At 63.4% G+C, this 23,208-nt stretch carries 19 protein-coding genes; 10 read left to right on the top strand and 9 right to left on the bottom strand.

The features are described 5' to 3' along the window. Positions 1–142: 142 nt before the first annotated feature. The 7 genes from dibA to AD664_RS20015 all read left to right on the top strand — a co-directional run bounded on the left by dibA (position 143) and on the right by AD664_RS20015 (position 7,256). Positions 143–2,050 carry a phosphodiesterase DibA gene (gene dibA / locus AD664_RS20045; protein WP_053148984.1) on the top strand — a complete coding sequence of 636 codons (1,908 nt, stop codon included), beginning with the start codon at positions 143–145 and terminating at the stop codon, positions 2,048–2,050. Between the two features lie 238 nt (positions 2,051–2,288). Continuing rightward, positions 2,289–2,471: a sulfur starvation response protein OscA gene (oscA, locus tag AD664_RS20040; RefSeq protein ID WP_042732574.1), complete on the top strand. Its 183-nt coding sequence runs from the start codon at positions 2,289–2,291 to the stop codon at positions 2,469–2,471. Positions 2,472–2,579: 108 nt separating this feature from the next. Beyond that, entirely contained in the window at positions 2,580–3,593 is a 1,014-nt protein-coding gene (locus tag AD664_RS20035; RefSeq protein ID WP_042732573.1) for a sulfate ABC transporter substrate-binding protein, read from the top strand. A 179-nt stretch (positions 3,594–3,772) separates the two neighbouring features. Continuing rightward, positions 3,773–4,591: a sulfate ABC transporter permease subunit CysT gene (cysT, locus tag AD664_RS20030; protein ID WP_013692011.1), complete on the top strand. Its 819-nt coding sequence runs from the start codon at positions 3,773–3,775 to the stop codon at positions 4,589–4,591. Between the two features lie 12 nt (positions 4,592–4,603). Then, positions 4,604–5,473: a sulfate ABC transporter permease subunit CysW gene (cysW, locus tag AD664_RS20025; protein ID WP_053148982.1), complete on the top strand. Its 870-nt coding sequence runs from the start codon at positions 4,604–4,606 to the stop codon at positions 5,471–5,473. Positions 5,474–5,476: 3 nt separating this feature from the next. Continuing rightward, positions 5,477–6,466: a sulfate/molybdate ABC transporter ATP-binding protein gene (locus AD664_RS20020; RefSeq protein ID WP_042732007.1), complete on the top strand. Its 990-nt coding sequence runs from the start codon at positions 5,477–5,479 to the stop codon at positions 6,464–6,466. A 271-nt stretch (positions 6,467–6,737) separates the two neighbouring features. Next, positions 6,738–7,256, top strand: a complete 519-nt coding sequence (locus AD664_RS20015; RefSeq protein WP_256207113.1) for a sorbitol dehydrogenase — start codon at positions 6,738–6,740, stop codon at positions 7,254–7,256. 10 nt (positions 7,257–7,266) lie between these two features. On the opposite strand, the gene AD664_RS20010 is transcribed toward AD664_RS20015, so the two are convergent. Beyond that, positions 7,267–7,791, bottom strand: a complete 525-nt coding sequence (locus AD664_RS20010; protein WP_042732005.1) for a DUF962 domain-containing protein — start codon at positions 7,789–7,791, stop codon at positions 7,267–7,269. Between the two features lie 87 nt (positions 7,792–7,878). Here AD664_RS20010 and AD664_RS20005 point away from each other — a divergent pair, with 87 nt between their 5' ends. Further along, the gene (locus tag AD664_RS20005; RefSeq protein WP_042732004.1) at positions 7,879–8,565 is read left to right on the top strand and encodes a Crp/Fnr family transcriptional regulator; all 687 of its coding nucleotides are present in this window, start codon (positions 7,879–7,881) and stop codon (positions 8,563–8,565) included. 133 nt (positions 8,566–8,698) lie between these two features. Here AD664_RS20005 and AD664_RS20000 read toward each other — a convergent pair whose 3' ends face one another. Next, positions 8,699–9,703, bottom strand: coding sequence for an AraC family transcriptional regulator (locus AD664_RS20000; protein ID WP_042732003.1), 1,005 nt, complete (start codon positions 9,701–9,703; stop codon positions 8,699–8,701). A 101-nt stretch (positions 9,704–9,804) separates the two neighbouring features. On the opposite strand from AD664_RS20000, the gene AD664_RS19995 reads away from it, so the two are divergent. Then, positions 9,805–10,878 (top strand): fatty acid desaturase, encoded by a 1,074-nt coding sequence (locus AD664_RS19995; protein ID WP_053148981.1) that lies wholly within the window; start codon positions 9,805–9,807, stop codon positions 10,876–10,878. Between the two features lie 141 nt (positions 10,879–11,019). Here AD664_RS19995 and AD664_RS19990 read toward each other — a convergent pair whose 3' ends face one another. The 3 genes from AD664_RS19990 to AD664_RS19980 form a co-directional block, all read right to left on the bottom strand. Continuing rightward, complete coding sequence (locus tag AD664_RS19990; RefSeq protein WP_053148980.1) at positions 11,020–13,524, bottom strand: TonB-dependent siderophore receptor; 2,505 nt, start codon at positions 13,522–13,524, stop codon at positions 11,020–11,022. Positions 13,525–13,609: 85 nt separating this feature from the next. Then, positions 13,610–14,605: a FecR domain-containing protein gene (locus AD664_RS19985; protein ID WP_053148979.1), complete on the bottom strand. Its 996-nt coding sequence runs from the start codon at positions 14,603–14,605 to the stop codon at positions 13,610–13,612. Further along, positions 14,595–15,095, bottom strand: a complete 501-nt coding sequence (locus AD664_RS19980; RefSeq protein ID WP_053148977.1) for a sigma-70 family RNA polymerase sigma factor — start codon at positions 15,093–15,095, stop codon at positions 14,595–14,597. Before AD664_RS19980 ends, AD664_RS19985 begins: the two co-directional genes overlap by 11 nt. 254 nt (positions 15,096–15,349) lie before the next feature. Here AD664_RS19980 and AD664_RS19975 point away from each other — a divergent pair, with 254 nt between their 5' ends. Beyond that, on the top strand, positions 15,350–17,230 hold the full coding sequence (locus AD664_RS19975) for a methyl-accepting chemotaxis protein (RefSeq protein WP_053148974.1): 1,881 nt from the start codon (positions 15,350–15,352) through the stop codon (positions 17,228–17,230). 199 nt (positions 17,231–17,429) lie between these two features. On the opposite strand, the gene AD664_RS19970 is transcribed toward AD664_RS19975, so the two are convergent. From AD664_RS19970 to AD664_RS19955, 4 genes are read right to left on the bottom strand one after another with little or no spacing between them, the layout of a single operon-like run. After that, complete coding sequence (locus tag AD664_RS19970) at positions 17,430–17,894, bottom strand: SRPBCC family protein (RefSeq protein WP_053148973.1); 465 nt, start codon at positions 17,892–17,894, stop codon at positions 17,430–17,432. Between the two features lie 29 nt (positions 17,895–17,923). After that, positions 17,924–21,460 (bottom strand): non-ribosomal peptide synthetase, encoded by a 3,537-nt coding sequence (locus AD664_RS19965; protein ID WP_053148970.1) that lies wholly within the window; start codon positions 21,458–21,460, stop codon positions 17,924–17,926. A 10-nt stretch (positions 21,461–21,470) separates the two neighbouring features. Beyond that, positions 21,471–22,403, bottom strand: coding sequence for a diiron oxygenase (locus AD664_RS19960; protein ID WP_053148966.1), 933 nt, complete (start codon positions 22,401–22,403; stop codon positions 21,471–21,473). After that, positions 22,400–23,176 (bottom strand): DUF3050 domain-containing protein, encoded by a 777-nt coding sequence (locus AD664_RS19955; RefSeq protein WP_042730636.1) that lies wholly within the window; start codon positions 23,174–23,176, stop codon positions 22,400–22,402. Before AD664_RS19955 ends, AD664_RS19960 begins: the two co-directional genes overlap by 4 nt. Positions 23,177–23,208 lie beyond the last annotated feature (32 nt).

Below are 23,208 nucleotides of genomic sequence, written 5' to 3'. Positions count from 1 at the left end.
TGTAGGGCCCTCGATAAAGATAGAAACAGCCGTTGCATTATCACCGGCCCCACAGATAAAACCAGTCGGCCTTTCAGATAAGAGTGGCAGGATGTTTCTTCCTCTATAATTCCCGCCTCTCTGTAGGGACATGGACGACCGAATGACTGCCCATCAACGCGGTGCCTTGCGTACGGCGCTGCTTTATCTCCTGTTTTCAGTCATCTGGTTGCAGCTCGTTGGTTATTTATTGAGCAGTTTCTTCGATAAATTCGTCGACAAGCAGCACTGGCTCCTGATCAACGGTTACGCCTGGGTGCTGGTCAGCGCCGGGCTGATCTTCCTGGCGCGGGTGCGCATTGCGCGCTGTTTTGCAAAAACCGGGCAAAGCGCCGACCGCGAGCGCCTGCGCCAGGCCGCGGCGGTCTTCGACTGCACCCGCGAAGGGGTGCTGGTGACGGACCGTAACGGCCTGATCGTGCACGTGAACCGCGCCTTCATGGCGATCACCGGTTACGAGGAGGACGAGGTCTTGGGGCAGCGTCCAAATCTGTTCAAGTCCGGCCGCCATGGTGCGGATTTCTACCGCGCCATGTTCACCGCCCTGGCAGAGGTGGGCGAATGGAGTGGCGAGATCTGGAATCGGCGCAAAAGCGGCGAGATCTACCCGCAATGGCAGACGATCCGCGTGATTCGCGACGATGACGCCAAGGTCAGCCATTACGTCGCGGTGTTTTCGGACATCAGTGCGATCAAGGATTCCGAACACGAACTGGCGCACCTGGCCCATCACGACCCGCTGACCGGCTTGCCCAACCGCTTGCTGTTTTCCGATCGCACGGAGCAGGCCCTGGCCTCGGCGCAGCTTCACAAGCGCGGCTGCGCCCTGTTACTGGTGGACCTGGATCATTTCAAGAACATCAACGACAGCCTGGGCCACAACGTCGGCGATGAGTTGCTCAAGCGCGTGGCCGAACGGTTTCGCGGGCTGTTCGCGCCGGGCGTGACCCTGGCTCGGTTGGGCGGTGACGAGTTCGCGGTCCTGGTGGAAAACTGCTCGCAACCCGGCCAGGCGGCGGTACTGGCGCGCCGGATCCTCGACGCTTTGAAAGAGCCGCTGCGGTTCGACGACCACGCCTTGTTCATCAATGCGAGCGTGGGCATCAGCCTGTTTCCCAGCGACGCCCGCAGCGCCGGGCAATTGCTGCGCAACGCGGATTCGGCGCTGTTCAAGGCCAAGAGCGCCGGGCGTGACGGCTACGCCCTGTACACCGAAGAGCTCACGGCCCACGCCCAGCAGCGGGTCGAAATCGCTTTCGAACTGCGCCGCGCCCTTGAGCAGCAAGAGTTGCGCGTCTATTACCAGCCGGTACACGACCTGGCGAGCAGCCGTTTGGTCGGGGTCGAGGCGTTGGTGCGTTGGCAGCACCCCTCCCGTGGGCTGGTCTCGCCTGCCGAGTTCATTCCCATCGCCGAACGTACCGGTTTGATCGCCCGGATCGATGCCTGGGTCATGGACCAGGCTTGTCGACAGATGTGCCGCTGGCAACAGGCTGGCGTGGTGCTGGAGTTCGTCGCGGTCAACGTTTCGAGCCGGCTGTTCGCTCATCGCGAGCTGTACGACGAAGTCGCCCGGGTGTTGCATGACACGGGGCTGGACCCGGCGTGCCTGGAGCTGGAGGTGACCGAAAGCGCGGTGATGGAAGACCCGGAAGTGGCGCTGGAGCAGATGCACCGCCTGCGGGAATTGGGCGTGCGGCTGGCCATCGATGATTTCGGCACCGGCTATTCGTCGCTGCTGCGCCTCAAGCGCCTGCCGGTGCAGAAGCTCAAGATCGACCAGGGTTTTGTCGCCGGGCTGCCGTGGGACGAGGACGACGTGGCGATCGTCCGCGTAATCGTGGCCCTCGCCCGCAGCATGGGCATGCAGGTGCACGCCGAGGGCATCGAGCAGCGCGAGCAGGCGGCTTTCCTGCTCGAACAGGCCTGCGAGCTGGGGCAGGGCTACTGGTTTGGACGGCCGGTGCCGGCGCCGCAACTGGACTGGGCGCACGCCCCTGCAATTACCTGATGGCAAACCGTCGTGGAAATGAGCCTGCTCGCGATGGGCTGCACTGATGAAAAGCCGGCTGCGCCGCGGTTTTCGCGAGCAGGCTCGCATCGACGGAGACCGGCACCGATCGAATGTTATTTTGGTTATATAAAAATTCTTAAATAGTCTTTTTAAGAATATCTGGCTTTATCTAGTATTGCTCCCACGCCGCAAGCAGTGCCGCCCACTGCCAGGCATTCATTCAAGGAGCAGCAGCATGAGCGCATCCCTACGTAGCGTTGACGGCCAGGACGAAGCAACCATCTTGCGTGAAATCCAGAGCGCCTTGCGCGATCTGCGTTTCGGCGCGGTGGAAATCACCGTGCACAACGCCCAGGTGGTCCAGATCGAGCGAAAGGAAAAATTCCGCTTGCAGCAGCCGAGCCATAAACCGGGCTGAAGAACCGTTGGGGCTGTGGGAGCAAGCCTTGCTCCCACAGGGCGGGGATTTTTCAGGGCCGTTTGATTCTTGAAGCCATAAGAAACCAGAATTCCAGGAGCTTTCACCATGTCGTCGATTCGCCGTTATGCCTTGGCCGCCCTGGCCAGTGCTGTTTTTGCAGGTTCCGCGGTTGCCAAGGATTACGAACTGCTCAACGTGTCCTACGACCCGACCCGCGAGCTGTATCAGGACTACAACGCCGAATTCACGAATTTCTGGAAGCAGTCGCACCCAGGCGACAGTGTGAAGATCCAGCAGTCCCATGGCGGCTCGGGCAAGCAGGGCCGGGCGGTGATCGACGGTCTGCGTGCCGACGTGGTGACCCTGGCGTTGGCCGGTGACATCGATGAAATCGCCAAACTGGGTAAAACCTTGCCGGTGGATTGGCAGAAGCGCCTGCCGGACGCCAGCACCCCCTACACCTCGACCATCGTGTTCCTGGTGCGCAAGGGCAACCCCAAGGGCATCAAGGATTGGGGCGATTTGATCAAGGACGACGTGTCGGTCATCACGCCGAACCCGAAGACGTCCGGCGGTGCTCGCTGGAACTTCCTGGCCGCCTGGGCCTATGGCCTGAAAGCCAACGGCGGTGACGAAGCCAAGGCCAAGGCGTATGTGCAAACGCTGTTCAAGCACGTGCCGATCCTCGACACCGGTGCCCGTGGCTCGACCATTACGTTCGTTAACAACGGTCAGGGCGACGTGTTGCTGGCCTGGGAAAACGAGGCGTTCCTGGCGCTGAAGGAAGACGGTGGCGCCGACAAGTTCGACATCGTCGTGCCGTCGCTGTCGATCCTGGCCGAACCGCCGGTGGCGGTGGTGGACAAGAATGCCGAGAAGAAGGGCAACGCCGAGATCGCCGAAGCCTACCTCAAGCACCTGTACAGCCCGGCTGGACAGGAAATCGCCGCGAAGAACTTCTACCGTCCGCGTGACAAGGACGTGGCCGCCAAGTACGCCCAGCAGTTCCCGAAACTGGAGCTGGTGACCATCGACAAGGACTTCGGCGGCTGGAAAAGCGCCCAGCCGAAATTCTTCAACGATGGCGGCGTGTTCGACCAGATCTATCAGGCGCAGTAAGCTGCTCCGATTCAGGTCGTAATTTTGATTCATCGTGGCAAGGGTGCTTGCTGTGGCGAGGGAGCTTGCTCCCGCTGGAGTGCGAAGCGCTCCCAGGATTCTGGGGCTACTTCGTAGCCCAGCGGGAGCAAGCTCCCTCGCCACAGTTGCTCCCTTGCCACAATCAACCAAGGACTTCTATGTCGCGTCGCATCTCACCCGTCATACCCGGCTTCGGGCTGACGCTGGGCTACACCCTGGTGTACCTCAGTCTGATTGTGCTTATACCCCTGGCGGCCATGTTCGTGCATGCCGCCCAGCTCACCTGGGAACAGTTCTGGGCGATCATTTCGGCGCCGCGAGTGCTGGCGGCCCTGAAGCTCAGCTTTGGCACCGCGCTGTACGCCGCGATCATCAACGGGGTGATCGGGACGTTGCTGGCCTGGGTGCTGGTGCGGTACACCTTCCCCGGTCGCAAGATCATCGACGCGATGATCGACCTGCCCTTCGCTCTGCCCACCGCCGTGGCCGGTATCGCCTTGACGGCGTTGTACGCGCCGACCGGCCTGGTTGGCCAGTTCGCCACCGACCTGGGTTTCAAGATCGCCTACACCCCGTTGGGCATCACCCTGGCGCTGACCTTCGTGACGTTGCCGTTCGTGGTGCGCACGGTGCAGCCGGTGCTCGCCGATATTCCCCGTGAAGTCGAAGAAGCCGCCGCGTGCCTGGGGGCCAAGCCGTGGCAGGTGTTTCGCCACATCCTCGTCCCGGCGTTGCTGCCAGCCTGGTTGACCGGCTTCGCGCTGGCGTTTGCCCGTGGCGTCGGCGAGTACGGCTCGGTGATTTTCATCGCCGGCAACATGCCCATGAAAACCGAGATCCTGCCGCTGTTGATCATGGTCAAGCTCGACCAGTATGACTACACCGGCGCCACGTCCATCGGTGTGCTGATGCTGGTGGTTTCCTTCGTCCTGTTGCTGCTGATCAACTTGCTGCAGCGGCGCATCGAAACCCCATAAGGAGGCGCGAACATGTCCCAATCGTCCATTGCCGCCGCTTCCACCAATGCGGCCCGTCGCGGCAGCGCGAGCTCGCGGCGAATCCTGATTGGCCTTGGCTGGCTGATTTTTGCACTGTTCCTGCTGTTGCCCCTGTTCATCGTGGTGTCCCAGGGCCTGAAGCTCGGGCTGGGGGCGTTCTTCACGGCGATCTTCGAACCCGACGCACTGTCGGCGTTGAAGCTCACGGTGATCGCCGTGCTGATCTCGGTGCCGCTGAACCTGGTGTTCGGCGTCAGCGCCGCGTGGTGCGTGAGCAAGTATTCGTTCCGTGGCAAAAGCATGCTGGTGACGCTGATCGATCTGCCGTTCTCGGTGTCGCCGGTGATCGCCGGCCTGGTCTATGTGTTGATGTTCGGCGCCCAGGGCCTGTTCGGACCGTGGCTGTCGGATCACGACATCCAGATCGTGTTCGCGCTGCCGGGCATTGTCCTGGCGACCATCTTCGTCACGGTGCCGTTCGTGGCCCGGGAACTGATCCCGTTGATGCAGGAACAGGGCACCCAGGAAGAGGAAGCCGCGCGCCTGCTGGGCGCCAATGGCTGGCAGATGTTCTGGCATGTCACCGTGCCGAACATTAAGTGGGGGCTGATCTATGGCGTGGTGCTGTGTACCGCCCGGGCCATGGGCGAGTTCGGTGCGGTGTCGGTGGTGTCCGGGCACATTCGCGGGGTGACCAACACCCTGCCGTTGCACGTCGAGATCCTCTACAACGAATACAACCACGTGGCCGCGTTCGCCGTGGCGAGCCTGTTGCTGATCCTGGCGCTCTTCATCCTGCTGCTCAAGCAGTGGAGCGAAAACCGAATCAACCGCCTGCGCGCCAGCGCCGCGGAGGAATAAGTCATGTCGATCGAAGTTCGTAACGTCAGCAAGAATTTCAACGCGTTCAGGGCACTGGACGACATCAGCCTGGACATCCAGAGCGGTGAGCTGGTGGCACTGTTGGGCCCGTCGGGTTGTGGCAAGACCACGCTGCTGCGGATCATCGCCGGCCTCGAGACCCCGGACCAGGGCAATATCGTGTTCCACGGCGAGGATGTTTCCGGCCACGACGTGCGTGATCGCAATGTCGGTTTCGTGTTCCAGCACTACGCCTTGTTCCGCCACATGACGGTGTTCGACAACGTCGCCTTCGGCCTGCGCATGAAAGCCAAGGGTCAGCGCCCAACGGAAAGCCAGATCGCAACCAAGGTCCATGAGTTGCTGAACATGGTGCAACTGGATTGGCTCGCCGACCGCTACCCCGAGCAGCTGTCGGGCGGGCAGCGCCAGCGCATTGCCCTGGCCCGCGCCCTGGCGGTGGAACCCAAGGTGCTGTTGCTCGACGAGCCCTTTGGCGCCCTCGACGCCAAGGTTCGCAAGGAGCTGCGCCGCTGGCTGGCGCGGTTGCACGAGGACATCAACCTGACGTCGGTGTTCGTGACCCACGACCAGGAAGAGGCCATGGAGGTCGCCGATCGGATCGTGGTGATGAACAAGGGCGTGATCGAGCAGATCGGTTCGCCAGGCGATGTCTACGAGAACCCGGCCAGCGATTTCGTCTATCACTTCCTCGGGGATTCGAACCGCCTGCACCTGGGCGAGGACCAGCACGTGCTGTTCCGCCCCCATGAGGTCTCGCTGTCGCGCTCGGAACTGGAAGACCATCACGCCGCCGAGGTGCGCGATATCCGGCCACTGGGCGCCACCACGCGGGTGACCTTGAAGGTGGAAGGCCAGAGCGAGCTGATCGAAGCCGAAGTGGTCAAGGACCACGACAGCCTGGTGGGCCTGGCGAAGGGCGAGACGTTGTTCTTCAAGCCGAAGGTCTGGCAGAAAGTCGCCAGCCTTTAAGCGCTTGGCGAGCAAGCTCGCTCCCACGATGGACCTGAGGTGGCCGCTCATTGCGCCGTCACCACAGTTCCTTCTGTGAGCGCGAGCTTGCTCGCGAAGACGACTTCACCTTCACCCCATTCAAATCTGAATAACCGCGCGCAGTCTTGCGCCGATCGGTTCTACCTCCAGGCGTCTCCCTACCTAGACTCTGATGGGCCAGGAGGCGTTGTAAAGGTCCAATGACGGGCCGGTGTTATCTCCTGGTGTCTTGATGCCAAGGAGAGAAAGCATGAACAGTGACCTGGATAACTTCATCGGCCTGTCATCGGCCCTGACCGGTATTCCCTGCGAGCGATTGGCGCCGGCGATCGACCCGATGGGCCTGCCGCGTATCTTCCTCGAGTTCATCACCCCACGCGTCACGCCCGAAGTGCTCGACACCCTGTTGACGCAGTACGCCCGGATGGCGGCCGAACACCGGCCGGCGGGTCAGATTGCCCAGGCCGTGTTGATGAACGGATCGCGCCCGGCCGTCACCCGACCCGCACAGGCCGCGCGTTCGATCATGAAGTTGTGGCTGCTGGGCGTCTGGTACCAGCCTTATGCTGCCGGGCTCCACCAGCCGACCGATTCGACGGTGGTGTCCGACCAGGCGTACATCCAGAGCTGGGCCTGGAAAATTGCTCAGGCCCGTCCCAGGGATTACAGCGAGGTAACGCTCGGCCGCTGGGACCTGCCGTCGGCCCATCGACCCTCGCGCGCAGGCCTTGTACCTCGCGACCCCGAGCCTGGCCTCGGCCAGCGCTAGGGGTTGGGCCTCAGGCGGCCGAACGTTGCTGACGCACGGCCACCGGTCCGGCACGTTTCTCGATGGCGTGTTTCAGGTCGTGCCTCAACCCCAGCAGGAACCCTGCCTCCGCGACCACGAACAACGGCCCGACGATCAGCCCGGTGAGGTCATCGACGAACGCCGGTTTGCGGCCCTCGTAGTAATGGCCGACGAACTGGATCACCCAGCCCACCACGAACATTCCCAGGCCACTGGCCAACCAGACCGAGGTGCTCTGGGCGGCCAGGAATTGGCCGAACCATACCGCCAGGCCCAGCAGCACGGTCATCAGCACCCCCAGGCGCAGTTCCAGGCGCAGGTAGAACCAGGCACTGGCGATGGCCACCAGCAGCGCCGGCGAGACCAGGACCGCACCCACTGGCCAGCCTGGCCGCGACAGGAGCACGGCCACGGCGACGAAGATCAGCGGAATGCCAATGAAATGGCTGGCGATGTTGCGCGGGTCGCGGTGGTAGGCGGCGTATTGACTGAGATGATCGACGAGGCTTTTCATTGTTGTTCCTCCTGAGGTGATGCCTGCATGATGCCCAGGTTCGACGCGGTGTTCTGTCAGCTAGCCGACACTTGTCCCGGAGTCTCCATGAATTCGCATCCCTGGCACTCGCACCTGATGGCCGGCCACTGGTACAGCCATCTGCCCGTCGAGTTGCAGCATAGCCTGCTGGACATGTCGCGGGTGCGCCGCGTGCCGGCGGGGCATGCGTTGTTCCGGCGCGGCGACCCGCCCTGCGGGTTGTACGCCGTGCTGGAAGGCGCGGTGCGGGTCGGTTCGGTGAGCGAGCAAGGCAAGGAAGCGCTGCTGAGCGTTATAGAGGCGCCCCATTGGTTCGGCGAGATCTGCCTGTTCGACGGTCAGCCACGCACCCACGACGCGGTCGGTGTCGGGCACTGTACGCTGCTGCATTTGCCTCAGGCGCCATTGTTGGCGTTCCTGCAGGCACAACCGATGTATTGGCGGCACCTGGCACTGCTGATGAGCCACAAGTTGCGCCTGACTTTCATCAACCTCGAACACCTGAGCCTGATGCCCGCCCCGGCCCGCGTGGCCCATCGCCTGCTGCTGATCGCCGAAGGCTACGGCGAAATCGAACCGGCCCGCCGGGTCCTGCAACTGCCCCAGGAACAACTGGCGCTGATGCTCTCGCTGTCGCGCCAGACCACCAACCAGATCCTCAAGGACCTGCAGGTCCAGGGCATTCTTCACCTCGGTTATGGCGAGATCGAAATCCTCGACATCGAACGGTTGCGGGCGCTGACGGCGCCTTGAACGCCGCTCTGTCTGTTGACGGGCCTGGCCCCTTCGCGAGCAAGCCCGCTTCCACAGGGGGATCTGTGCCTGGCAAAAATCTCATGTGGGAGCGGGCTTGCCCGCGAAGGGGCCAGATCAATCGCCGCAAACGCTAGCGCAACCCCTCTCGAAACTGCCCGGGCGTCATCCCGGTCCAGCGTTTGAATGCTCGGCTGAAGCTGCTGGTGTCGGCAAAGCCGAGCAGGTAGCTGACTTCGCTCAGCGAGCAATGCGGGTCGCGCAGGTGCAGCAGCGCCAGGTTTTCGCGGCATTCGTTGAGCAGCGCGTCGAAGCGGCAGCCTTCGTCGGCCAGGTGCCGTTGCAGGCTGCGCAGGCTCAGGTGCATGGCTTGGGCGATGCGTTCGGCGCTGGGTTCGCCTTCGGGCAACTGGGCCTCGATGGCCGCACGCACCTTGCGCTCCCACGTCAGTGGCTTGAGCTGGGCAAGGGTGCGTTCAAGCACCGCTTCGTTGTGTTCGGCCAGCTCCGGATTGGCGTCGTCCAGGTGGCTGTCGAAATCATTGAGGTCGAACTCCAGGCAATCCTGGGCGGCGGCGAAGTGCACGGGGCAACGCAAGACCTTGTGCCAGGGGCCGGGGTCTGCCGGTTCCGGGCGCCGCAGGTACACCGCCAGCGGTGCGTAGTCGCGGCCCAGTCGGTTGCGGCAGGTGCGCACATAGATCGCGACGAACGCGTCGATGGCTTCGTAGGCCGGCGCCGGATTGCACGCTGGCACATCGAGGCTGAAGCGGTAGCGGTCTTCGCCGCGGCTCAATTGCAGGGTCAGGGCGTCGCTGACCACCGGGTGATAGCGCACGATCCGCTCGAACACTTCCCGCAGGCTGCCGCTGGCGACCAGGGCATAACCCAGGGCGTGAAACGTGGTGGGGCTGACGAAGCGCGACACGCGCAGGCCGATCGCCGGGTCGCCACTGGCCTGTACCGCCAACGCCCACAGACGCGTCGTCGCCGAGAGCGGGTAACGGGCGTTCGGGTCGTCCATCCATTGCGGGTCGAGGCCGGCCTCCAGGCACAAGGCATGGCTGTCCAGGCCCAACGCATCGAGCTGTTTGCGCAGGGCGCGGGTCCAGCTGGCGAGTGAGGTCGGTTCAGGCATGACGATTGGCGCTTGCGGTCAACAGGTTGGCGTATACGGCTACCACCCCATGGGACAACGCCCGGCAGGATGAGCACATCGATAACTAGAGGATGTAAGCCATGCAAGGCCGTTGCGCAAGTCCCGAGCGATTGAATGCACAAGAACGATCCGCCCATATTCGCCAGGTGGTGTTGGCCCATGGCGAGCACTTGCGCCAGCGCTACCCGATCCTGCGGCACCAGGATGCGATCGGCGCGGGCATCCTGGCGTTCGCCCTGGCGGGGATGATCGGTTCGGCGCTGCTCTATCTCAACGGGGCGCTGGCCGGATGGGCGTGCCTGCTGCTCAATGCGTTCTTCGCTTCGCTGACCCACGAGCTGGAGCATGACCTGATCCACAGCATGTACTTTCGCAAGCAACGCCTGCCTCACAACCTGATGATGGGCCTGGTGTGGCTGGCGCGTCCGAGCACCATCAACCCGTGGATCCGTCGCCACCTGCACCTGAACCATCACAAGGTGTCCGGCAGCGAGGCCGACCTCGAGGAGCGCGCGATCACCAACGGCGAGCCCTGGGGCTTGGCGCGGTTGCTGATGGTCGGCGACAACGTGATGTCGGCCTTCATCCGGCTGTTGCGGGCCAAGAGCTGGGCCCACAAGCGCGGCATCCTCAAGCGCACGCTGAAGGTCTATTTTCCGTTGGCGCTGCTGCATTGGGGCGCCTGGTACGTGTTCCTCGGTTTTCACGGGGCCAATGCCGTTGCGGGCCTGCTCGGCGCCTCGATCGACTGGTCGGCGGACACGCTGGCGGTGATGCGGGTGATCGACATCGCGGCAGTGGTGATCATCGGCCCCAATGTGCTGCGCACCTTCTGCCTGCACTTCATCAGTTCGAACATGCATTACTACGGCGACGTCGAGCCAGGCAACGTGATCCAGCAGACCCAGGTGCTCAATCCCTGGTGGCTTTGGCCTTTGCAGGCGTTCTGCTTCAATTTTGGCAGCAGCCACGGGATCCATCATTTCGTGGTGAAAGAGCCGTTCTACATTCGCCAACTGACGGTGCCAGTGGCCCACAAGGTGATGCGCGAGATGGGTGTGCGGTTCAATGATTTCGGCACCTTTGGCCGGGCGAACCGGTTTGTGCGTCAGCACAGCGTAGCCAGGGAAGGTGCGGATACGGTCCGGGCCTGAGGCCAACCCGTCCCCAAAGCGGTGGGGTAACCCGTGGCGAGGGAGCTTGCTCCCGCTGGGCTGCGCAGCAGCCCCCAAAAAAAAACAGGGCCGCTGCGCGTCCGGCGGGAGCAAGCTCCCTCGCCACAGGAAGGGGTATGGCTAGAACCGATAACTCACCGTCGCCGCCACATTGCGCTCCTCACCCAGGTAGCAATAGCTCAGGCTGGCGCAGGAGGCGACGTAGTTTTCGTTCGTCAGGTTGTTCGCATTCAGGCGCACATCGACCCCTTTGAGCCCGACCTTGCCCAGGTCATACCCCACCGAGGCATCGAACAGCGTATAGGACGGCACCTTCGTGGTGTTCTCCGCGTCGGCCCAGCTGTAGCCGACATAGCGCACGCCACCGCCCAGGCGCAGACCGTCGAGCGCGCCGCTGTCGAACCGGTAGTCGGCCCAGAGCGAGGCCATGTGCCGCGGCGCTTGGGTCGGTGAGTTGCCTTTGTTTTCGATGATGTCGGTGGCGCTGCTGAGGGTGCTGATCATCGACTTCGAGTATTCGATATCGGTAAAGGTGTAGCTGCCCAGCACCTTGAGCTGCTCGGTCAGTTGCAGGTGCGCTTCAAGCTCCAGGCCCTGGGAGCGCACGGCCCCGACGGCGCGGTAGAAGTTTTCCTGGGGCAGCTTGGTCGCCAGGTTCTCCTGGTCGATGCGAAACAGCGAGGCCGTGTACAGGTCATCGGTGCCCGGCGGTTGGTATTTCAAGCCCAGCTCCCATTGCTTGCCGTCAGTGGGTGGCAGTGGGTTGCCGGCGCTGTCGGCGTAGGAGTTGGGGTTGAACGACTCCGAATAGCTGATGTACGGGGCCAGGCCGTTGTCGAACAGGTACAGCGCGCCGGCGCGACCGGTGAGCTTGGTTCGCTTGTCGTTGATCTCGGTGCCTTGCGGGCGACCGGATTCGGCGATGCGGTTTTCATCGGAGGTTTCGACCCAGTCCTGGCGCAGGCCCAGGGAAAAGCGCCACTGGTCCATTTCGATCAGGTCTTGCAGGTAGACGCCGGTCTGCTCCAGGCGCCGCAGGTAGCTGGTGGGACTGAAATAGGTGATGGCGGCGTTGCCGTAGCTCGGATCGAAGGCGTTGATCGGGGCCAGGCTGCCGCTGGTCCAGTCGACCACGGTCTTGCGGCGCTGATAGTCGGCACCCATCAGCACGGTGTGTTTCGTCGCGCCGGTAAAGAACTCGGCTTGCAGCATGTTATCGACGATGAAGGCGTGGAGTTTTTCCTCGGCGCCGCTGTAGTAGCGGTTCAGCTCGTTGCTGGTGGGGGTGGTCCAGCCGTAGGCGTAGACCTGGTCGTTCTTGACCTCCGAATCCAGGTATCGGAAGTTCTGCCGCGCCGTGAAGACGTCGTTGAAGCGATGTTCGAACTGGTAGCCGAACGACTGCTGGTCCCGTTCATACCCATCGATGCCCGGCTCGCCCTCGAAAAAGTGTTCGGAAATCCGCCGGCCGTTGCGCGAGTGCAACGTGCCGTCGGCCGGCATGCCGCCGTGGTAGCCGCCCTCCGGGTCATGCTGCAGGTAGGCCTGGAGTGTCAGCGAGGTGTCTTCGCTGAAGTCGATGTTCACCGTGGGGGCGAGGGCGAAGCGCTTTTCCTGGTTGTGATCGAACTGGGTGTCGGAGGTGTCCGCCAGGCCGACCAGGCGATAAGTGATGCGTTTGTCGTCATCCACCGGTCCGGTGAAGTCAAAGCCCATGCCGCGCTGGCCCTGGGTGCCGACCGTGGCCTGGACCTGGCGATAGGCTTCGTACAAGGGTTTCTTGCTGGTGAGGGCCACCAGGCCACCGGGGGAGCTGCGGCCATAGAGCACCGAGGACGGTCCCTTGAGGATATCGACCCGCTCCAGGAAATACGGGTCGATCTGTATGGAACTGTAGGTCCCGCTGTCGCCCATGGATTTGAGGCCGTCGAGGTAGATGTTGTCTACCGAGCCGTCGTTGAAACCGCGCATGGCCACGTAGTCGTAGCGATGAGTCGCACCGTAGGGGTTGGTCAGTACGCCGGGGCTATAACGCATGGCCTGGGACACGGTTTGCGCGCCCTGGTCGTCCATTTGTTCGCGGGTAACCACGGACACGCTTTGCGAGGTTTCCCGCAGGGCGGCGCTGGTTTTGGTGGCAACCTGGCTGTGGGTGGCGTTGTAGCCTTCCATGCTGCCCAAGGCGTTGCCCAGCGCGAAACCCTTGATGTCCGTGGTGGGCAGTTCCAGGGCGTTGTCGGCGGGCGCGGCTTGCAGCACGTAGCTGCTGCCGTCCTGGCTGACCGCAACCAGGCCCGTTCCGCTGAGCAGGTGGCTCAGGGCCTGGTCGGGCGAATAGTCGCCCTTGAGTCCGGGCGATTGGACACCGCTGGTGTGGGCCGGTGTGCTGGCCAGGGTGATGCCGGCCTGGCGGGCGAATTGATTCAAGACCTCGCTCAGCGGGCCAGCCGCGATGTTGTAGCGCTGATGGCTGGCCGTCACGCCATGGTCGGCGGCGACCGCCAGCAGCGGCAGGGCGCCGACGCCCAGCACGGTGCAGAACAGCGCGGCGTGGACCGCCTGGCACAACAGGCCCGGTTGCGCGCGCAGGCCTAAGGAATTGCGGTGAAGTAAGCGCTCAGTCATTGTGGGTTCCATTGGAGTCGCTGAAGGCAGATAAGCGTTGCTTACTGTCCTAGCCGGACACCGGCTCGAAACCCGCCAAAAAAAATCAAGCCAGCCGTTCCACCGTGACCCACCACCGGGTTCGGTAGCGTATCTGCACCGGCAGCGTACGGGGCAGGACCGCCAGCAATGTGTCGGTGTCCTCCAGGCGAAACACCCCTGACAGGCGCAGGTCGGCGATGGACGCCGCGCACTTCAGCAAGCCCGGGCGGTAGCGGCCCACCTCACTGAGAAAGTCCTCCAGGCGCATGTCGCGCGTGACGATCAAGCCGTCCGCCCAGGCACTGGTGTCCATGTCCAGCGAGGCCGCCAGCTTTGTGGTCGACGGGGTGAGCACATAGCTTTGCCCGGCAGTCACCTGGAGGGGCGCACCACTGCCGCTGGAGTGGGAACGGATCGCCACCGTGCCGCGGGTGACGCTCAAGCGCGTGCAGTCGCTGTCCTGGCGCACGACGAAGCGCCCCTCGACGGTCTCGAACAGGCCGTGTCGGCTTTGTACCCGCAAGGGCCGCGCGGTGTCGCGGTTGCAGGTGAGCATGATTTCCCCGCGCACCAGGGTCACCCAGCGATGGTCGGCGTTGAAATCCAGGTTGGCGGCGCTGTGGGTATTGAGTTCGAGGCGGGAGCCGTCCGGCAGTTGGAAGCCGCGGCGTTCGCCCGTGGCGGTGGCGAAGTCGGCGCTCCAGGGTTGCCATGGCGACGTTTTGCCCAGCCAGGCGACACCACCCACCAGCACGAGGCCCGACAGCAGCTTCAGGGCCTGGCGGCGAGCGAGGCGCTGGGCGCTGTTTTCCAGGGTATCGAGGGCCGTGTGGACGCCGGGCACTGCCCGCAGGTTCGTGGTCAGTTCGCTGTGCAGCGATTGCACCCGTTGCCAGGCCCGTTCGTGCGCCGGGTCGGTAGCGCGCCAGGCGTCGCATTGTCGGCTCAGGACAGGATCGGGGGCGTGGTTGCGCAGGCGCAGCAACCAGTTGATCGCTTGCCTGACGACTTGTTGCGACGGATCACTGGGGCGGGGGGTGTCCAGGGGTTCAGCTTTCATAGCGCAACACATAGCAGTGGTACAGCGCATCGGCGACATGACGTTCCACCGATCGCAACGAGATCCCCATCTGTTCGGCGATCTGTTTGTAGGTCAGGCCCTCGCACTGGGCCAGCAAAAAGGCTTTGCGCACTTTTGGCTTGAGACCTTCGAGCATCCGTGCGATGGCTTCCAGCAGTTCCAGAATCAAGGCCTGGGCTTCGGCCCCCGGGGTTTCGGCGGGCGGCAGGTGGGCAATGGTTTCAAGGTAGGCGCGCTCGATTTCTTCCCGGCGCCAATGATCGATTACCAGGCCATGGGCGATGGTGCGCAGAAACGCCCGCGGGGCCTTGAGCTCCAGGCGTTCGCTGCGTTGCAGTAGGCGCACGAACGTGTCCTGGGCCAGGTCCGCCGCATCGGCGGCATTGCCCAACCGGGTGCGCAACCAGGTGTTGAGCCAGCCGTGATGATTGCTGTAGAGCGCCTGAACTGCAAACTCGGGAGACGACATGAACGCGACGGGCCTGGTATCACAAATGATAATAGGTCGCATTGTCATCATGGTCCGATGAATTTGCAACCACCGTTCGCCCCGCCATGGCCTTCCGTCGCCCATTTCTGTTAAGCGCTCATTTTTTTCAGGCGTTGGCCGACAGCCTGATATGTGTGCACCAAAGTGGAGCGGACCACCTGTCCTGCCCGCGCTGTTACATGGATTGTTGCAACCGGAATGCACCCCCACTCCCTGCATAAGAAGCCTCGTCGATGAATCTGAAGTTCAGCCACAAAATCCTTCTAGCCGCCTCCGGTGTGGTGGTGCTGGCGTTTGCCCTGTTCACGTTCTACAACGACTATCTGCAGCGCAACACCATCGGCCGCAGCCTCGAGTCCTCCATCGAGCAATCCGGCGATCTCACGGCCAGCAGCGTCCAGAACTGGATGAGCGGGCGCGTGCTGGTGCTGGAGAACCTGGGGCAGAACATCGCGCATCAGGGGGCTGCCGCCGACCTGGCGGGGCTGGTTGACCAACCGGCGCTGACTTCCAATTTCCAGTTCACTTATGTGGGCCAGGCCAACGGGGTCTTCACCCAGCGGCCCGACGCCAAAATGCCTGACGGCTATGACCCGCGCCAGCGCCCTTGGTACAAGCAGGCGGTGACCAGCGATAAAACCATGCTGACCCCGCCGTACTCGGCCGCGGTTGGTGGCCTGGTGGTGACCATTGCCCTGCCGGTGAAGAAAAACGGTGAACTGCTGGGCGTGGTGGGCGGCGACCTGAGCCTCGATACCCTGGTGAAGATCATCAATTCGGTGGATTTCGGCGGTATCGGCCATGCGTTCCTGGTCAGCGGCGACGGTCAAGTGATCGTCAGCCCGGACAAGGACCAGGTGATGAAGAACCTCAAGGACATCTACCCAGGCACCCCGGTGCGCATCGGCAAGGGCATCCAGGAAGTCGAGCTGAACGGGCAGGACCGGATTCTCTCGTTCACCCCAGTCACCGGCCTGCCGGGCGCCGAGTGGTACATTGGCCTGTCGATCGACAAGGCCAAGGCCTACGCGCCGCTGAGCCAGTTCCGTACCTCCGCATTGATCGCGATGTTTGTCGCGGTGGCGGCCATCGCCTTGTTGCTGAGCCTGCTGATCCAGGTGCTGATGCGTCCATTGACCACCATGGGCCGCGCCATGCAGGACATCGCCCAGGGTGAAGGCGACCTGACTCGCCGGCTGGTCGTGCAGGGCAAGGATGAGTTCGCGGTACTGGGGGGCTCGTTCAACCAGTTCGTCGAGCGTATCCATGCCTCGATTAGCGAAGTGTCTTCCGCTACCCGCCAGGTGCACGACCTGTCGCAGCGAGTGATGAGCTCGTCCAACGCTTCACTCGTGGATTCGGATGAGCAGAGTGCTCGCACCAACAGCGTGGCGGCGGCCATCAACCAGTTGGGCGCCGCCACCCAGGAAATCGCCCGCAATGCCGCCGACGCCTCGCAGCAGGCCAGTGGTGCCAGCGAACAGGCCGACGATGGTCGCCAGGTGGTGGAAAAAACCATCCAGGCCATGACCGAGCTGTCGCAGAAGATCAGCCTGTCGTGCACCCAGATCGAAACCCTGAACGCCAGCACCGACAACATCGGCCACATCCTGGACGTGATCAAGGGCATTTCCCAGCAAACCAACCTGCTGGCCCTGAACGCGGCCATCGAAGCGGCCCGTGCCGGTGAAGCCGGGCGTGGTTTTGCGGTGGTGGCCGACGAGGTGCGCAACCTGGCGCACCGCACCCAGGAGTCGGCGGAAGAGATCCACAAGATGATCACCTCGCTGCAAGTGGGCTCCCGCGAAGCGGTGACCACCATGAACGCCAGCCAGGCCTCCAGTGAAGAAAGCGTCGAAGTTGCCAACCAGGCCGGCCTGCGGCTGGTCAGCGTGACGCAGCGCATCGGCGAGATCGACGGCATGAATCAATCGGTCGCCGCCGCGACTGAGGAACAGACCGCCGTGGTGGAAACCCTCAACATGGACGTCAGCCACATCAACCTGCTGAACCAGCAAAGCGTGGCCAACCTCAATGAAACCCTGAGGGACTGCGACGCCCTGTCTCAACAGGCCAATCGCCTGAAACAGCTGGTGGACAGCTTCAAGATCTGATCCACCGCATCGTCGGATCGCCGCTCGGAGCTGGCTCGCTCCCGCAGGGGATTGGGGGTGGACCCGGATCTCGGATCTACCCCGGAACCAGTTGTGGGAGCGAGCTTGCTCGCGATAGCGTCAGTCCAGCCAGCATCACCACCACTGATCCATTGCCATCGCGAGCAAGCTCGCTCCCACAGGAGATGGTGGCCTGGGGTTATTTGAACATCGCCTGTACGTTCCCCATCGCCTCGTCGGCGAAGCCTTGCAGGAAGTCCCTGAAGCCCGACGGGGTGTGGGCGTCGGTGTGGTCGGCGATGATGGTCCAGGTGGCGCGGCAGCGGTTGTCCGCCAGAGGTTCGACGCGCATCGCCGCCCACAGGTTGTCGATGCCCAGGGTGTTGTAGATCAGCGTCCAGGTCATGTGCATGGCCTGGTCGTCGCGGCTGTTGAGCTGCTCCACCACCAGGTTCTGCCCATCGGCGAAGAACTTCTTGCGCAGCGATCTCTCGCCCTCGCCCGTCATTTCGATGCGCGCCAGCGCCGGGATGAAACGGTTGAAGCCGCCAAAATCACCTACCACGTCCCACACTTGAGCGGCAGGGGCCGCTACGTCCACCGAGGTTTCGACCTGGCAGGCGTGAGGGTTCTTGATCAGGGTGTCGGGTTGTAATGCAGTCATGGTCTTGCTCCTTGCGTGAGTGGGGTGGTTCAAATGAAATCGATGGCCTTGAGGTACTCGGCGCCGCGCCGTAGCAGGGCCGGGGATTTTTCCGGGTAGCGCGCGCCCATCTGCCGCACACCGGTGCGGGCGTTGTCGTGGCGGATCAGCGAGATATCGCCGATGTCTTCCTCGAACCCGTTGAGGTAGAACCCCAGTACGCCGAACAGCGCGTTGTCGGCATCGACCCGGCCCAGTTGCCGTTGCCAGTCGGTGACGCTCACCAGGGAAAACTCCCGGCCGCTGTCGCGGAACGACGCCACGTAGGCATCCCAGCTCAACGGCTCGGGGTTGTGCAGGTTGAACACCGCTTGCGCCGGCTGGTAACGGCTGGCGTGGAAAGCGATGAAGCGGGCCAGGAAGTCCACCGGCATCAGGTCGAAATTGAGCGACAGGTCGGGCACCTGGCCGAGCTGGATCGAACCCTTGAGCATCAGCATCAGGCGGTTCTTGTGGGGCTGGCAGACCCCGGTCAGGCTGTTGAAGCTGATGTTGCCGGGGCGAAACAGGTTGACCCAGACCCCACGATCCCGGGCCCGCTGCAGGATCCGTTCGCCGACCCACTTGGACAGGTTGTAGCCGTTCTTGATGTAGATCGGCGGCGTGGGCGCGGCGGGTTGTTCCAGCACCTGGCCGTTGGCATCCAGGGCGCTGGACGCCGACAGCGTGGAAACGAAGTTGAAGATTTTCTTACTGCGCCCCTCGCACAGGCGCAGGCATTCGAAAATCGGCTCCACGTTGTCCCGCGCCAACGACTCGTAGTCGAGTACATGATTGACGTGGGCGGCGTTGTGCACCAGCGCGCCGAACGTGCGGTCGATGCGGGCGTAGACGTCGTCCGCCAAGCCCAGTTGCGGTTGGGTGATGTCGGCGGCGTAGACGCTGACACGGCTCAGGTCCAGGTGCGTCAGGCGGTTGTCCTGCAAGGCCTGGGAAAAACGTTGCGCCGCACTTTGCCCGGCAGACGCGCGCACCAGGCAGGCGACTTCGGTGGCGCCCCAGGCCAGCAATGCTTCGACGATGTGCACCCCGAGAAAACTGTTGGCGCCGCTCACCACGACTTTGTGCACGTCACCGCACTGGCTGATGGGCAGCGGGTCGAGGTTGAGCTCGGCTTCGGCGTCGATGAACGCCTGGGGACTGAGCGCCGACGTCTCGTGTTGCTCGGGGCTGTCGAGCAATTTTGCCAAGGTCAGCAAGGTGGGTGCCTCGATGAACCGGTTGATCGACAGGCTGCGCCCGAACGTCTGGCGAATGCTCAGCAACAGTTGCGACAGCAGGATCGAATGCCCGCCCAGGTTGAAGAAACTCTCATCCGTCGCGATGTCCTCGGCCGCCACCTCCAGCAACTCGGCCCACAGTTGGCGCAACTGCGTTTGCAGCGGGGTCTGAGGTTGTCGTCGCTGGCCGCCGACCTGGACCTGCACCGACATCGCGAGCAAGGCGCGGCGATCCACCTTGCCGTTGCTGGTGTAAGGCAGGCTCGGCAGTTCAACGTAGGCCGCCGGGTGCATGTAGCTGGGCAGCGAGTCCTGCACATGTTCGCGCAGGGCCTGGAGCGCGGCGCCGGGGCGGTCCTCCTCGGGATGAACCAGGAAGGCCAGGATCCGTCGCCGCTCATCCACGCCCACTGCCACCTGGCGAAACAACTGGCGCTCGCGCAGGCAGTGTTCGATTTCCTCTGGCTCGACCCTGAAGCCGCGAATCTTCACCTGGTTGTCCCGGCGGCCGCAGAGCTCGATGCCGTCGGCGGTCCACTGAGCGATATCACCGGTGCGATAGACCCGCACCGTTTGCCCGCCGGGCAGCGCCAGGTCGAGGTAACGGGCCGCGGTCAGCGTCGGATCGTTGAGATAACCCAGGCCGACCCCCGGCCCGGCGATGTACAGCTCGCCGGGCGTGTCCTGGGGTACCGGTTGCAGCTGCTCGTCCAGGATCAGCACCCGAGCGTTGGCGATGGGCACGCCCAGGTTGCGGTTGCTGTCGCCGACCGCGAATGGCCGGGTGGTCACCAGCACCGTGGTTTCGGTCGGGCCATAGATGTTGTGGAACGCACACTGTGGCGCGAGACGCTCGATCACGAAGGGCTCACAGACGTCGCCGCCGGTGATCAGGTGCGACAGGCCCAGGGGTTCGTCGAGGGGCATCACGCTCAACAGCGCCGGCGGCAGGAAGGCATGGGTGACCTGCCGGGCGTGCATCAGCATGACCAACTGCTGCGGATCGCGGCGTTGGTCTTCGCTGGGCACCACCAGCAGGGCGCCGCGGATGAACGTTGGCAGGATATCCAGCAGCGATGCGTCAAAGTTGATGGTGGAAAACTGCAACGCCCGACTGTCGCGCTGCAACCCGACGTAATCGCCGTACCAGGCACAGAAATGGCTGAGATTGCGATGGCTGAGCAAGACCCCCTTGGGCTGGCCGGTGGTGCCGGAGGTGTAGATCGCGACGGCCGGCTCGTCGCCGTCCACCACGCGGCGGATCAGCGAGGCCGGCAAGCCAGGCTTGAGTGCCGGCAAGCGCAGCACATCCAGCGTCGGCAGCGCGAGCTCGCCCAGGTCACTGTCGCCGGCATGCAACAGCAGGTCTGCCTGGGCGTTCTCCAGGATGAAGCGCCGACGTTGTGCCGGGTGTTGCGGGTCCAGTGGCAAGTACACCGCGCCGCAACCCAGCACCGCCAGAATCGCTGCATACAGGTGTGCGGATTTGGGCAGACATACCGCAATCACCTTTTGCGAGCTAGGCTGGTGAGAGCAAGGCTTGCCCGCGATAAACGATGACTTGGTCTGGTTGGGTACCGCTGTGTCTGTATCGCGGGCAAGCTTTGCTCCCACAGGGCTGGATTGCCCTGGGTCTGCATGTTCCAACCGCTCCAGCAGCGCCTGCTGCAGCCTCAGCGTCAGGCCGCGCAAGGCCTTGTAGTCGATGCATTGCCCATCGACCCACAGGGCCGGTTGCGTCCCGTCGTCGAGCATGCGCTGTTCGATGTCGTGCATCACCGGCACGTCGGCGGCGGCCAGCAGCCAGGGCACCGGCGGCCGATTGAAAGGGTGCTCGAAAGCCAGCGGCTCCAACGCATCGAGCCCGTGCAGCGGCTCGGCAACTGCGCTGTCCTGCACCGTGGGCCAATGCTCGAAGCAGCTTTCATCCCGCGAGAACTGGCTGACCAGGTGTGCCATCTGCTCGACCACCACCGCCTGCGTGCGCAGCCGCAGCGACTGGCCATTGCCGCAGCGTTGCGGGGCGATCGTCTCCTGGCATAACACCTGCTGGTCGCTGTCGCGAACAATCACGGTCGGTTGCGGCAAGGGTTCGCCGGGCAGCGTGCGCAGCGCCACGCGCACCTCAAGACGCATACGGGCTTGAACGGCGCACCGCTGCGTACCGTCGTCGATCAACAGGTCGAGCGCGGCAGGGGCGGCCGATGCGTGCAGATCCACCACACCGTGGCCGTGCAGTTCCAGTTCCTTGGCCAGTTCGGCCATGGCCTGGCTGCTGCCAGGCACTGCAATGTCGAGGCGTCTCATGGAAAGGTCCTCATGGGGTCAGGTAATCGGCGAGGGCATCGCGCACGCAGGGGGACGCGAGCATCGAGCTGCCGCGAAAGAACCGCGTGATATTGCCCACCAGCGGATGGAAGCGATTGATGGGGTAGGCCAGTGCACTGGCGTCCTCGCGCAGTGCCTGGCGTACCGATTCGTCGACGGGCAGGTGGGCGATCAGCTCGAAATCGAACGCCTGCTGCAGGTCGCTCGCCAGGTACTCGGCGATGAAGCCGGGCATCAACTGTGCGATCGCTTCGCGGTCTTCCTCGGGTGCGGTGCGCCAGTACATCTGCACCAGCCGGGTCCAGAACCCCGAATGCCGGCCCTCATCGAGCAAATGGTCGGCCATCAGCCCCTTGATCGAAGCCTTCACCGAATCGTCCCGGGCGAAGGCCGCGACTTCGTTGGTCACCGTGTTCTCGGCAATGGCGATGCAGATCAACTCCACGGCGCTGAGCAAATGTTCCGGCGCCCGGGCCAGGGTCGCCGGTATCGCCCGGCTCAGCTCGATCTGCCCCGGCAACGGGATCGGCGCGATGCCGGTCATGTCGATGGTCTGTTGCATGAAGTCCATCGCCACCAGCGCGTGATAATCCTCGTCCACCACCACAGTCATCGCGTCGTAGCGGCACGGGAACGGGAACTCGATGCCGAAGCGATTCTTGGCGATGCGCCGGGCGGTGTGGTCCACAAGCTCCGTCTCGAAAATCACCACGTCGTTGATGAACTTGTACAGGCTCTGCACCAGCACGAAATCGCGCAGGGGCGCACAGTGGCTGAGAAAGGTCTGGCTGTGCACCAGCGGTTGGCGGCTCATGGGGAAGATCAGCTTGTCGTCGTCCTCGACCCGCCGGCGTGGCCGCGTGCGGATCGTGGCGCGGCTTTCCCAGGCGTCGGCGAACGATTGGTAGGCGAGGGCGTTCATAGGGTCACCTGCGCGGCCGGTTGGCTCATGCTTTCGCGCAGGCCGTCCCACAGGGCCGCGCGGCTGTGCACGGCGGCGAGTGCGGCGGCCAGCACTTCGGTTTCGCGCTGCGGGTCGCCGTCGATCAAGCGCGCCAGCAGCTTCTCCGCGGCCGGGCCGTGGTCTTCGGAGTCGACTTCGATGTGGCGTTGCAGGTAGTAGCGAAAGGTGGGTGCCTGGTCCAGGCCGATGCCCCAGGCGTCCAGCATGCGTTGGAACATCTGCGGGATGACGCTCTCGCGGCCATGCACGAACGCGGCGGCCACGCTGTGGGCCGGGGCATGCAGGGCGGTGTGCAGGGTCTGGCGAACGAACCGTGCCGCCGCCGGTTCCACTTCGACGCTTTCCAGCGCGGTTTCGGGGCTGACGCCTTCCTGTTGCAGGGTGATGAATCGCTCGATCGCCCGGGTGTCCGCGCCCACCTCGCGCATGGCGTCCAGGTACAGTTCGAAATGGCTGCAATAGCCCGCTCCAGGACGATCATCCGACTCTTCGCCCAAAACGATTTCGTTGATCAGGCGAGCCGAATGTGGGTCGGCCGGCGGCAGCCAGGGCAGATGCACGCAGGTCAGTTCCCGTTGCAGGCGCTTGGTCAGGGACATGAAGTCCCACACGGCAAATACGTGGCTTTCCATAAACCGGCGCAGCAGATCAATTGATGTTATTTCGGAAAAAACCGGGTGTTGGCCAAGTTCGTGTTTTTTCAGAGATAGTTGTTCTTTGGTTGGCTGCATTGGAACGTCCTCATCAATGATATTTGTCCGGC

Origin of the sequence: Pseudomonas sp. P97.38, assembly GCF_001269745.1 — a bacterium.
Lineage (GTDB): Bacteria > Pseudomonadota > Gammaproteobacteria > Pseudomonadales > Pseudomonadaceae > Aquipseudomonas > Aquipseudomonas chlororaphis_E.
The sequence above is the reverse complement of the archived record's forward strand: the minus strand, read 5'-3'. Positions and strand labels throughout refer to the sequence as shown.

Coding starts and splice junctions, on each gene's coding strand:
- dibA (WP_053148984.1), top strand. CDS start 143: ATGACTGCCCATCAACGCGGTGCCTTGCGTACGGCGCTGCTTTATCTC.
- oscA (WP_042732574.1), top strand. CDS start 2,289: ATGAGCGCATCCCTACGTAGCGTTGACGGCCAGGACGAAGCAACCATC.
- AD664_RS20035 (WP_042732573.1), top strand. CDS start 2,580: ATGTCGTCGATTCGCCGTTATGCCTTGGCCGCCCTGGCCAGTGCTGTT.
- cysT (WP_013692011.1), top strand. CDS start 3,773: ATGTCGCGTCGCATCTCACCCGTCATACCCGGCTTCGGGCTGACGCTG.
- cysW (WP_053148982.1), top strand. CDS start 4,604: ATGTCCCAATCGTCCATTGCCGCCGCTTCCACCAATGCGGCCCGTCGC.
- AD664_RS20020 (WP_042732007.1), top strand. CDS start 5,477: ATGTCGATCGAAGTTCGTAACGTCAGCAAGAATTTCAACGCGTTCAGG.
- AD664_RS20015 (WP_256207113.1), top strand. CDS start 6,738: ATGAACAGTGACCTGGATAACTTCATCGGCCTGTCATCGGCCCTGACC.
- AD664_RS20010 (WP_042732005.1), bottom strand. CDS start 7,791: ATGAAAAGCCTCGTCGATCATCTCAGTCAATACGCCGCCTACCACCGC.
- AD664_RS20005 (WP_042732004.1), top strand. CDS start 7,879: ATGAATTCGCATCCCTGGCACTCGCACCTGATGGCCGGCCACTGGTAC.
- AD664_RS20000 (WP_042732003.1), bottom strand. CDS start 9,703: ATGCCTGAACCGACCTCACTCGCCAGCTGGACCCGCGCCCTGCGCAAA.
- AD664_RS19995 (WP_053148981.1), top strand. CDS start 9,805: ATGCAAGGCCGTTGCGCAAGTCCCGAGCGATTGAATGCACAAGAACGA.
- AD664_RS19990 (WP_053148980.1), bottom strand. CDS start 13,524: ATGACTGAGCGCTTACTTCACCGCAATTCCTTAGGCCTGCGCGCGCAA.
- AD664_RS19985 (WP_053148979.1), bottom strand. CDS start 14,605: ATGAAAGCTGAACCCCTGGACACCCCCCGCCCCAGTGATCCGTCGCAA.
- AD664_RS19980 (WP_053148977.1), bottom strand. CDS start 15,095: ATGTCGTCTCCCGAGTTTGCAGTTCAGGCGCTCTACAGCAATCATCAC.
- AD664_RS19975 (WP_053148974.1), top strand. CDS start 15,350: ATGAATCTGAAGTTCAGCCACAAAATCCTTCTAGCCGCCTCCGGTGTG.
- AD664_RS19970 (WP_053148973.1), bottom strand. CDS start 17,894: ATGACTGCATTACAACCCGACACCCTGATCAAGAACCCTCACGCCTGC.
- AD664_RS19965 (WP_053148970.1), bottom strand. CDS start 21,460: ATGAGACGCCTCGACATTGCAGTGCCTGGCAGCAGCCAGGCCATGGCC.
- AD664_RS19960 (WP_053148966.1), bottom strand. CDS start 22,403: ATGAACGCCCTCGCCTACCAATCGTTCGCCGACGCCTGGGAAAGCCGC.
- AD664_RS19955 (WP_042730636.1), bottom strand. CDS start 23,176: ATGCAGCCAACCAAAGAACAACTATCTCTGAAAAAACACGAACTTGGC.